Origin of the sequence: Streptomyces laculatispora (genome assembly GCF_017353455.1) — a bacterium.
GTDB lineage: Bacteria > Actinomycetota > Actinomycetes > Streptomycetales > Streptomycetaceae > Streptomyces > Streptomyces laculatispora.
On sequence record NZ_JAFMPZ010000078.1, the window covers coordinates 21,958 to 32,644 of the forward strand.

The 10,687-nt window shown below is 70.9% G+C and carries 9 protein-coding genes; 3 read left to right on the forward strand and 6 right to left on the reverse strand.

Translation table 11 applies throughout. The features are described 5' to 3' along the window. Window positions 1-3 precede the first annotated feature (3 nt). A complete protein-coding gene (locus J1C73_RS03995; RefSeq protein WP_207315103.1) occupies window positions 4-1,617 on the forward strand; it encodes a glycerol-3-phosphate dehydrogenase/oxidase in 1,614 nt (537 codons plus the stop codon). Window positions 1,618-1,826: 209 nt separating this feature from the next. Beyond that, complete coding sequence (locus tag J1C73_RS04000; protein ID WP_207315104.1) at window positions 1,827-2,498, forward strand: FadR/GntR family transcriptional regulator; 672 nt, start codon at window positions 1,827-1,829, stop codon at window positions 2,496-2,498. Between the two features lie 109 nt (window positions 2,499-2,607). Here J1C73_RS04000 and J1C73_RS04005 read toward each other — a convergent pair whose 3' ends face one another. The 5 genes from J1C73_RS04005 to J1C73_RS04025 form a co-directional block, all read right to left on the reverse strand. Continuing rightward, window positions 2,608-3,657, reverse strand: coding sequence for an ABC transporter permease (locus J1C73_RS04005; protein ID WP_207315105.1), 1,050 nt, complete (start codon window positions 3,655-3,657; stop codon window positions 2,608-2,610). After that, entirely contained in the window at window positions 3,654-5,174 is a 1,521-nt protein-coding gene (locus J1C73_RS04010; protein WP_207315106.1) for a sugar ABC transporter ATP-binding protein, read from the reverse strand. The genes J1C73_RS04005 and J1C73_RS04010 overlap by 4 nt, the downstream gene beginning before the upstream one ends. Before the next feature lie 2 nt (window positions 5,175-5,176). Then, window positions 5,177-6,217 carry a sugar ABC transporter substrate-binding protein gene (locus J1C73_RS04015; protein ID WP_207315107.1) on the reverse strand — a complete coding sequence of 347 codons (1,041 nt, stop codon included), beginning with the start codon at window positions 6,215-6,217 and terminating at the stop codon, window positions 5,177-5,179. 120 nt (window positions 6,218-6,337) lie between these two features. Then, window positions 6,338-7,117, reverse strand: coding sequence for an SDR family NAD(P)-dependent oxidoreductase (locus tag J1C73_RS04020; RefSeq protein WP_123468715.1), 780 nt, complete (start codon window positions 7,115-7,117; stop codon window positions 6,338-6,340). After that, entirely contained in the window at window positions 7,114-8,451 is a 1,338-nt protein-coding gene (locus J1C73_RS04025; protein WP_123468717.1) for an L-fuconate dehydratase, read from the reverse strand. Before J1C73_RS04025 ends, J1C73_RS04020 begins: the two co-directional genes overlap by 4 nt. A 257-nt stretch (window positions 8,452-8,708) precedes the next feature. On the opposite strand from J1C73_RS04025, the gene J1C73_RS04030 reads away from it, so the two are divergent. Beyond that, window positions 8,709-9,872: a PAC2 family protein gene (locus J1C73_RS04030; RefSeq protein ID WP_207315108.1), complete on the forward strand. Its 1,164-nt coding sequence runs from the start codon at window positions 8,709-8,711 to the stop codon at window positions 9,870-9,872. Between the two features lie 63 nt (window positions 9,873-9,935). Here J1C73_RS04030 and J1C73_RS04035 read toward each other — a convergent pair. Then, a partial coding sequence (locus J1C73_RS04035) for an NPCBM/NEW2 domain-containing protein (protein ID WP_207315109.1) occupies window positions 9,936-10,687 on the reverse strand: 752 nt, incomplete at its 5' end.

The window sequence follows — 10,687 nt, forward strand, 5'->3', positions numbered from 1 at the left end:
AACATGACCACCCTGCAGAGCGTCCCCGCCCTCGGGACGCATCCGGCCTCCGGCTCCCTCCCGAGCCGCGCCGAGACCCGGGAGCAGCTTTCCAAGGCGACGTACGACCTCCTGGTGATCGGCGGCGGCATCCTGGGCATCTCCACCGCCTGGCACGCCGCGCAGTCCGGGCTGCGGGTGGCTCTGGTGGACGCCGGTGACTTCGCCGGCGCCACCTCCTCCGCCTCCTCCAAGCTGCTCCACGGCGGCCTGCGCTACCTGCAGACCGGCGCGGTGAAGCTGGTGGCGGAGAACCACTTCGAGCGGCGTGCGGTGTCCCGTCAGGTCGCACCGCACCTCGCCAACCCGCTCACCTTCTACCTGCCGGTCTACAAGGGCGGACCGCACGGCGCCGCCAAGCTCGGCGCGGGCGTGTTCGCGTACTCGGCGCTCTCCGCGTTCGGTGACGGCGTCGGCCATGTGATCAGCCCGGCGAAGGCGCAGCGCGATGTGCCGGAGCTGCGCACCGACAACCTGAAGGCCGTCGCGGTCTACGGCGACGACCAGATGAACGACGCGCGGATGGCGCTGATGACGGTCCGCGCGGCCGTCGAGGCGGGCGCCGCCGTACTCAACCATGCCGCCGTGACCGGGCTCCGCTTCACCAGGGGCCGGGTGACCGGTGCCGAGCTGCGGGATTCCGTGGACGGCACGGAGTTCGGGATCAACGCCCGTCTGGTGCTCAACGCCACCGGGCCGTGGGTCGACCACCTGCGGAAGATGGAGAACCCGGACGCGGCGCCCTCCATACGTCTCTCCAAGGGCGCGCACCTCGTGCTCAGGCGCACCCGCCCGTGGAAGGCCGCGCTCGCCACCCCGATCGACAAGTACCGGATCACGTTCGCCCTGCCGTGGGAGGACATGCTGCTGCTCGGCACGACGGACGAGGAGTACGAGGGCGATCCGGCGGATGTCGCGGTCACCGAGAAGGACACCGCGCAGATCCTGGACGAGGCGGCGTTCTCGGTCCGGGACCAGCAGCTGTCACGCGATCTGATCACGTACTCCTTCGCGGGTCTGCGGGTACTGCCCGGAGGTCCCGGCGGCACCGCCAAGGCCAAGCGCGAGACCGTCGTGACGGAGGGCCGCGGCGGGATGCTGTCGGTGGCCGGCGGCAAGTGGACGACGTTCCGCCACATCGGCCGTACGGTGATGAACAAGCTGGCCGCGCTCCCCGGGCACCCGCTGGCCGAGGACATGGAGCCGATGGCCCGGCTGCCGAAGAAGCTCCCGCTGCCCGGTATCGCCAACCCGAACGCGGTCGCGCACCGGCTGCTGGTCGACGGCGGCACCCCGGGACCGCGGATGTCCGCCGACACGGCACGGCACCTGGCCACGCACTACGGTTCGCTGTCCTTCGACATCGCCCGGATGGCCAACGAGAACCCGGTGCTCGCCGAGCGCATCCATCCGGACGCGCCGGAGATCTGGGCGCAGGTCGCCTACGCGCGCGACCACGAGTGGGCCGAGACGGCGGACGACGTGCTGCGGCGCCGGACGACGCTGACGATCCGGGGTCTGGCCACGGACGAGATCCGGGCCGGCGTCGAGTCCGTGCTCGGCGACCGCAGGAGCTGACGCGCCGGGAGGGGGCGGTGTCCATCCATGGACGCCGCCCCCTCCCGTACGTGCCCGCCGCCGGCGGACGCTTTCGGACTCCGCCGTACGGAACCGGCCGAAACGCCCCGCACCGCGGGAGCGCTGTCGCACAGGTTGCCCCGAAGGGCGCACCGGCCGCCCCCGGGGACGCATAATAGGGCGATACATCGGATGTCTGGAGGTCGCCCATGGCTGTCACTGACGAGGCCATCGAGAAGATCAAGGGAATGATCGTCTCGGGTGCGCTACGGCCCGGCGATCGTCTCCCCAAGGAGAGCGAACTCGCCGCGGAGCTCGGTCTGTCCCGCAACTCGCTGCGGGAGGCGGTGCGCGCCCTGTCGCTGATCCGCATTCTCGACGTGCGCCAGGGCGACGGCACGTATGTCACCAGCCTGGATCCGCAGTTGCTGCTGGAGGCGCTGAGCTTCGTGGTGGACTTCCACCGCGACGACACGGTGCTGGAGTTCCTGGCGGTCCGCCGGATCCTGGAGCCGGCCGCGACCGCCATGGCGGCGAGCCGGATCACCGAGGAGCAGCTGGATCTGCTGAGCTCCCAGCTGGACGCCCTGGGCAGCCGCCCCTCGGTCGAGGAGCTGGTGGCCTGCGATCTGGAGTTCCACCGCGGCATCGTGCAGTCGTCGGGCAACTCGGTGCTCTGCTCGCTGCTCGACGGTCTTTCGGGGCCGACGACGCGGGCCCGGGTCTGGCGCGGTCTGACCCAGGAGGACGCGGTGAGCCGCACCCTGCATGAGCACCGGGCGATCGTGTCGGCGCTGCGGGACCGGGACGCGGAGGCCGCTCGGGCCTGGGCGACGGTGCATGTGGCGAGCGTGGAGCAGTGGCTGCGCTCGACGCTGTAGCACCGGCCGCGGGGTTCGGGGCTTCGTCCCGGGCCCCGCGCCCGAAACGCCGGCGGGGCTGAAGGGATCAGCCCCGCCGGCGTTTCCTGAGGGTGTACCGCTCAGCGGCTCAGTCCTGCTTCTCGCCGCTCGCGAAGCGGGAGATGACCAGCGCCACGATGATGATCGCGCCGTTGAGGAACTGGTTCCAGAGGGCCGGGACGCCGCCGAGGGTCATCACGTTGACCACCAGCTGAAGCGTCAGGACGCCGGTCAGCGCACCGAACAGGGTGCCGCGCCCGCCCTTGAGGCTGATACCGCCGATCACCGCCGCGGCGAACACCTGGAAGATCCAGCCGTTGCCCTGCGTCGCGGCGACCGCGCCGTAGTGGCCGGTGTAGAGGATGCCCGCGAAGGCAGCCAGCAGACCGCCGATGGCGAGCACGATCCAGGTGACCCGGTCGACCCGGATACCCGCGGCGCGCGCCGCTTCCGGGTTGCCGCCGATCGCGTACAGCGAGCGTCCGTGCCGCAGCCAGGCCAGCGCCGCGCCGCCGATCGCGAAGAGCACCAGGCAGATCCAGACCGCGGCCGGAACACCGAACCACTGGCTCTTGCCCAGGTAGCGGAAGGACTCCGGGACGTCGGTGATGGACTTGCCCTCGGTGATGCCGATGTGGAGTCCGCGCAGCATGGTCAGCATGCCGAGCGTGGCGATGAAGCCGTTGACCCGCAGCTTCAGCATCAGGAAGCCGTTGATCGCGCCGATGACGAGGCCGACCAGCAGGCAGAGCGGAATCGCCATCCAGGTGGGGAGCACGCCCAGGCCGGCGAAGCGGCCGTCGTCGCCGGGCAGCACCAGCCACATGGCGACGACGGGCGCGATGCCGATCGTCGACTCCAGCGACAGGTCCATCCGCCCGCAGATCAGGATCAGTGCCTGGCCCAGGACCAGCAGGCTGAGCTCGGAGGACTGCTGGACGACGCTGATCAGGTTGTCCGAGGTGAGGAAGACCGGCGAGACGATGAAGCCGATCACCATCAGCACCAGGATCACCGGCACCAGCGAGAAGTCGCTCCACCGGATCAGCTTGAGCCGGCTCAGCGGGCTGTCGCCGAGACCGCCCTTCGGTCCCCCGTTGACGTCGTCGGCCGTGGACGGCCGTATCGTGCCGGTCATTCCCTTTCCCCCACACCTTCCATGGCGGCGACGAGTTCCCCGTCGGTCCACCCGCTTGCGAACGTGGCGACCACTCGCCCGTGGAACAGGGCGAGCACCCGGTCGCAGACCCGCAGATCGTCCAGCTCGTCCGAGACGACGACCGCGGCATTGCCCTCGTCGGCGACCCGCCGGACGACTCCGAGGAGCGAGTCCTTGGACTTGACGTCCACACCCGCGGTGGGCCGGACCGCCACCAGCACGCTGGGCTTGCGGGCCAGCGCGCGGGCGACCACCACCTTCTGCTGGTTGCCGCCGGAGAGCCCGGAGACGGGCTGCTCGGGGCCCTGGGTCTTGATGTCCAGCGAGTCGATCATGCCCCGGGCGAACTCCCGCGTACGGGAGGGCAGTACGGTCCCCCACGGGCCGAGCTGGTCGGTGACCGTGAGGGTGGCGTTCTCCGCGACGCTGCGCTGCAGGACGAGGCCCTGGTCGTGCCGGTCCTCGGGGATGTAGCCGATCCCGGCGGCCAGCGCGTGCGGCACGCTGCCCGAGCGCACGGCCTCGCCGTGCACCCGGACCGTGCCGCCGCCCGCCTTGCGCATACCCGCCAGGACCTCGCCCAGCGCGGTGTTGCCGCTGGCCGCCGAGCCGGCCAGGCCGAGCACCTCGCCGGGGCGCACCTGGAGGTCCAGCGGTTCGAACCGGCCCTCCACGGTGAGCCCCTCGGTGCGCAGGACGGGCTCCGCCGACGCGTCGGGCGGTGTGGTGGTACCGGCCGCGTGCCAGGCGACGGCGCCGCCGGACTTCTCGCCCGTCATCGCCGCCACCAGATCCGTCTTCGCCACGTCCGCCACGGGGGCGGTCAGGACGTGGCGGGCGTCGCGGTAGACGGTGACCGCCGTGCAGAGCTCGTACACCTCCTGCAGATGGTGGGAGATGAAGAGGAACGCCACTCCCTGGCTCTGCAGTTCCCGGAGCTTGTCGAAGAGCCGCCCGATGCCCCGGGCGTCGAGCTGGGCGGTCGGCTCGTCGAGGATGATCAGCCGCGCGCCGAAGGACAGCGCGCGGGCGATCTCGACGAACTGCCGCTGCTCGACGGCGAGATCGCGCGCCCGGGTGTTCGGGTCGACCTGGACTCCGTAGTCGGCGAGGAGCTGCTCCGCGCGCTTGCGCAGCCGCCCCCAGCTGATCCAGCGGGCGTTGTCGTCGAACCGGTTGAGGAAGAGGTTCTCCGCGACGGTCAGGTCGGGGACGACCATGGACTTCTGGTAGACGCAGGCGACCTTCGACTGCCAGGCCGCGGTGTCCCCGAAGGCGGGCGCGGGCTCCCCGCCGAAGGTGACCGTGCCCGCCTCCGCCTTGTGGAGTCCGGTCAACACGCTGACCAGGGTCGACTTGCCCGCGCCGTTGCGGCCGACGAGGGCGTGCGACTCACCGGGCTGCACGGTGAGCTTCACCCCGTCGAGCGCGACGGTCGGTCCGAAGCGTTTGACAACGCCTTCCGCCTGTACGGCAGGTGGTGGTGCCTGGTCCATGGCTAGCTCTTCTTCTCCAGCTGGTTGGCCCACAGCTTCGGGTCGTCGACGTTGTCCTTGGTCACCAGCGGCGCGGGGAGCTGGTCCTCCAGGCCGTTCGGGATCTTGATGATGTTGGAGTCGTGGTCGGTCGGACCCTCCTTGAAGGTCTTCCCGTCCAGAGCCGCCTTGGCGTAGTACAGCGCGTACTTCGCGTACAGGTCGGCGGGCTGGGAGATCGTCGCGTCGATCTTCCCGGCCTTGATGGCGTCGAACTCCTCCGGGATGCCGTCGTTGGAGATGATGGTGATGTGGCCCGGCGAACCGGCCGGCTTCAGCAGCTTCTTCTGCTCCAGGAGCGCGAGGGTCGGCTGCAGGAAGACACCGCCGGCCTGCATGTAGATGCCGTTGATGTCGGGGTGGGCGGCCAGCGTCGACTGCAGCTTCGCGGAGGCGACGTCGCCCTTCCAGTCGGTGGCGAGCTCGAACACCTTGATGTCCGGGAAGTCCTTGTCCATACAGGTCTTGAAGGCCTCGGAGCGGTCGCGGCCGTTGATCGAGGACAGGTCGCCCTGGAACTCGACGACCTTGCCCTTGCCCTTCAGCTGCTGGCCGAGGTACTTGCAGGCGTTGGTCCCGTACGCCTTGTTGTCGGCCCGCACCACCATGTAGATGTCGCCCTTGTCGGGGCGGGTGTCGACGCTGATGACCGGGATCTTCTTCTCGTTCAGGGTGCTGAGCGACTCGGCGATGGCGCCCGTGTCCTGCGGAGCCATCACCACGGCCTTCGCGCCCTGGTCGGTGAAGGTCTGGACGTTGGCGACCAGCTTGCCGATGTCGTTCTGCGAGTTGGTCAGCGGCAGCGCCTTGACCTCGCCGCCCTTGACCCCCTTCTGGATGTAGTTCTGGTACGAGTTCCAGAAGTCGCTGTCGCTGCGCGGCAGGTCGATACCGACCTTCCCGCCACCCGCACCGTCGTCCGATGATTCGCGGTTGCAGCCCGCGAGGGCAGTGACGGCCAGCAGTACGGCGCAGGCCGCCGCACTCGTCGTACGCACTCTCATTGGTGTCCCGTTCCTTTGTGGAGTACCGGCTCGGAGATCAGATGGCATTGCTGGGGTGCGTGGTGCAGGTGGCGCGAGGTGTACGGCCCCCTGATCCGGCTCGGGCCGCCCACCCTCCGGTCAGCTGTCGGCGGGGCGCAGGCGCAGGCCCTGCATTCCACCGTCGACGGCCAGTGCGGTACCCGTCACGGAGGCCGCGGCGGGGCTGGCGAGGTAGAGGATCGCGGCGGCCACCTCGTCGGCGGAGACCAGCCGGCCCAGCGGCTGCCGGGCGTTGAGCGCCGCGCGTTCGGCGGCCGGGTCGCCGGCCTGGCCGAGCAGCCGGCCGATCCACGGGGTGTCCGCGGTGCCGGGGTTGACGCAGTTGACCCGGACGCCCTCGCGGACGTGGTCGGCGGCCATCGCGAGGGTCAGCGAGAGGACCGCGCCCTTGCTCGCGCTGTACAGGGCGCGCTGCGGCAGCCCGGCGGTCGCCGCGATCGAACAGGTCTGGGTGATCGAGACGGCGCCGGGGCGCTCGGCGGCGGCGCGCCGCAGGTGCGGCAGGGCGTGCCGGGCGGTGCGGACCATGCCGAGGACGTTGATGTCCAGGACCCGGGTCCACTCGTCGTCGTCGTTGTCCTCGACGGAGCCGATGGAGCCGATGCCCGCGTTCGACACGAGCGTGTGCAGGGAGCCCAGTTCGGCCGCCGCCCGGTCGACCGCCTCGCGCACGGCCGCGTCGTCGGTGACGTCCGCCTTGACGGCGAGGGTGCCCTCGGGGGCGCCCGCGGTCTCCCGGTCCAGGACCGCTACGCGGGCCCCGCGCTCCAGGAGCATGGTCGCGACGGCGGCCCCGATACCGGAGGCACCGCCCGTCACCAGAGCGTTCATCCCCTCGAAGTCGCGTGTGCCGGTCATCGGCTGTCCTCCTCAGTGGTGCGGCGGGCCTGCCATACGGGGCCCTCCGGATAGCGGTGTGCGGCGATCGACCCGGGGAGCATCCGGGCGGAGAAGCCCGGGGACGCGGGCGCCCGGTAGCGGCCCGAGTCGATCACGGTGGGGTCGGCGAAGTGCTCGTGCAGATGATCGACGTATTCGATCACTCGGTCCTCCCAGGTGCCGGAGACCGCCACATAGTCGAACATCGAGAGGTGCTGCACCAGCTCGCACAGGCCGACGCCGCCCGCGTGCGGGCAGACCGGAACGCCGTACTTGGCGGCGAGCAGCAGGATCGCCAGGTTCTCGTTGACACCCGCGACCCGCGCGGCGTCGATCTGGACGAAGTCGACCGCACCGGCCTGGAGCAGCTGCTTGAACACGACCCGGTTGGCGACGTGTTCGCCGGTGGCGACCTTGACCGGCTGTCCGGCGCGCACGGCGGCGTGGCCGAGGATGTCGTCGGGGCTGGTCGGCTCCTCGATCCAGTGCGGGTCGTACGGCGCGAGCGCGGTCATCCACTCCACCGCATCGGCGACGTCCCAGCGCTGGTTGGCGTCGACCGCGATCCGTACGTCGGCGCCGACGGCCTCACGGGCGAGCCCGAGCCTGCGGACGTCGTCGTCTAGGTCGCCGCCGACCTTCAGCTTGATCTGGGTGAAGCCGTCGGCGACGGCCTCCTTCGCCAGCCTGACCAGCTTGTCGTCGGAGTAACCGAGCCAGCCGGGCGAGGTGGTGTAGGCGGGGTACCCCTCGGCACGCAGCCGCTCGGCCCGCTCGGCCCGGCCCGGTTCGGCGGCGCGCAGGATCGCGAGCGCCTCCTCGGGGGTGAGTGCGTCGCTGAGGTAGCGGAAGTCGACGAGGGAGACGAGCTCCTCGGGCGTCATCTCGGCCAGGAACTGCCAGACGGGTCTGCCGGCCCGCTTCGCCGCCAGGTCCCAGGCGGCGTTGACGACCGCGCCGGCCGCCATGTGCATCACGCCCTTCTCGGGCCCCAGCCAGCGCAGTTGGGAGTCGTGGGTGAGGTCCCGGTACAGCGCGCCGAGGTCGGCCGCGGTGCGGGGCACGGGACGCCCGACCACATAGGGGGCCAACGCCTGGATGGCGGCTGCCATCACCTCGTTGCCGCGCCCGATGGTGAAACAGAAGCCATGTCCCTCGACACCGTCACCAGCACTGTCCGCGGCGTCGGTACGCAGTACGACATAGGCAGCCGAGTAGTCGGGATCGGGGTTCATGGCGTCCGAGCCGTCCAGTTGTTCCGAGGTCGGAAAACGGATGTCGTGAACCTCGAAATCCGTGACGGTCTGACTCATGTGCGCCCCCAGGGGAAATAACATCGGACCTCTGCTCTGGTCATCCGATGTATAGCGCCCCCAGGGCTCCAACGTCCAGGGTTGAGGCGAAATTGCCCCCACACAGCTCGGATGTATGGCGGGCTTGATGCCCTGATTCGGCCGGTGATGCACCCCAGTGGCCCGGGTTCACCCGGCCGCGCACAGGGGCTGCGGCGCGGGTGGCCGGAAGCCGTAAGGTTGTTCCGTACGCAAGGGAACTTCGGAAGGAGGCCTGGGTGATCGAGCTCGAGGGGGTTCCCGAGCTGATCGACCCGGTCATGGTGGCCGCGTTCGAGGGGTGGAACGACGCAGGTGACGCCGCTTCCACAGCGGTCGCGCACCTGGACCGGGAGTGGAAGGGCGAGGTGTTCGCGGCGCTGGACGCCGAGGACTACTACGACTTCCAGGTAAACCGCCCGACGGTGTGGCTGGACGGCGGGGTGCGCAAGATCACCTGGCCGACGACCCGGCTCTCCGTGGTCCGCATCGGCGGGGACAAGCCCCGTGATCTCGTCCTGGTCCGGGGCATCGAGCCGTCGATGCGCTGGCGCTCGTTCTGCAACGAGATCCTGGGCTTCGCCCATGAGCTGGGCGTCGAGATGGTGGTGGTGCTCGGTGCGCTGCTCGGCGACACCCCGCACACCCGTCCGGTACCGGTCAGCGGCGTCACGTCCGATCCGGACCTGGCGCGCACCATGGACCTGGAGGAGACCAGGTACGAGGGGCCGACCGGCATCGTCGGCATCCTCCAGGAGGCGTGCACCCACGCGGGTGTGCCCGCCGTGAGCCTGTGGGCGGCGGTGCCGCACTACGTGTCGCAGCCGCCCAACCCGAAGGCCACCCTGGCGCTGCTGAACCGCCTGGAGGATCTCATCGGGCTGCGCATCCCGCTGGGTGAACTGGCCGAGGACGCGCGCGCCTGGCAGCTCGGGGTCGACCAACTGGCCGCCGAGGACAGCGAGGTGGCGGAGTACGTTCAGACGCTGGAGGAGGCCCGGGACACCGCGGAGCTTCCCGAGGCGAGCGGCGAGGCCATCGCCCGGGAGTTCGAGCGCTATCTGCGGCGCCGGGACCCCGGTCCGGGTTCCGGACCGGGCGGACACGCGACGGAGAGCGGCGACGGCTCGTATCTGCGGGACACGTCGACCGGCCGGACCAGGCCGCCGAAGCCGGCCCGGCCGGAGACCGGACCGGGGCCGGTGAGCGGGTCCGGAAGCGGGTCCCCGACCGGTCCCGCGACGGGCCCGGCGTCGGCCGACGGCGGGGAGGACCGCAGCGACGCCGGCGACCCGCAGCAGCCGCCGGGCGAACGGCCGGAGGACGCCTCCTCGGGAAGTGCCCCGGGAGACGCCTCGCAGGATCCGCCGGAGGACTCGCCGGAGAATTCGTCGGAGGACTGATCCGGGCAGCCGGGAGCCGGGCGGGTGGACACCCGCCCGGCTCCCTCGCTTCACTGCGGACATTCAGGAGCAGGTGAAGCGCGCGGCGCCCCAGTCGCCGTGGTCGCCGGTCTTGGACCCATTGGTGTCCGTGACCTTCAGACGCACATGGCGCGCGTCGTCGAGCGGCACGTCGACCGGTACGGTCGCCGACGCCCCGGTCACCTTCGGCGAGGTCCAGAGCACCTTGCCGTCGGCCTCGACGGAGAACGCCACCTCGCCGTATCCGGCGATCTCGTCGTCGATCCCCGCGTCCGCGGTGAACTTCGAGCACTGTCCGCCGAGATAGACCTCGATGTCGGAGTCGGCATGGGTGCCGATCCCCTTCTCGTACACCTTCCCGGCCAGTGTGAGCGGGCCGCCGTCGGCCGCGCCCGATTCGCCGTTGCTGCGGTCGCGCTCCGCCGGACCGTAGCCGTTGACCGAACTCAGCCACTCCAGATCGCTCGCCCACACCTCACCGGTGGGCGGCGGCGGCATCACCGCGGCGGCGATCCGCTGGACCGCCGTACGGGATTCGCCCGCCGACCGGTAGCGGGCGAGCGCGGTGATCCGTGCCTCCCCCGCCGCGGCGTCCTTCGCCGGGGTGACCGACACCTCGACCCGCCGGGTGGTGCCCGCCGGGATCCGCTGCACGGCCTTGGCCAAAGTGGCCTGCCAGCCCTTGGGGACGTCCAGGGAGACCACGGCGTCCGTGACATCGGCCTTGCCGGCGGTGACGTCGACGGCGACGGTGGCCGGGGCGCCCGCGCCGACCTCCTGGCCCTGCGGCGCGG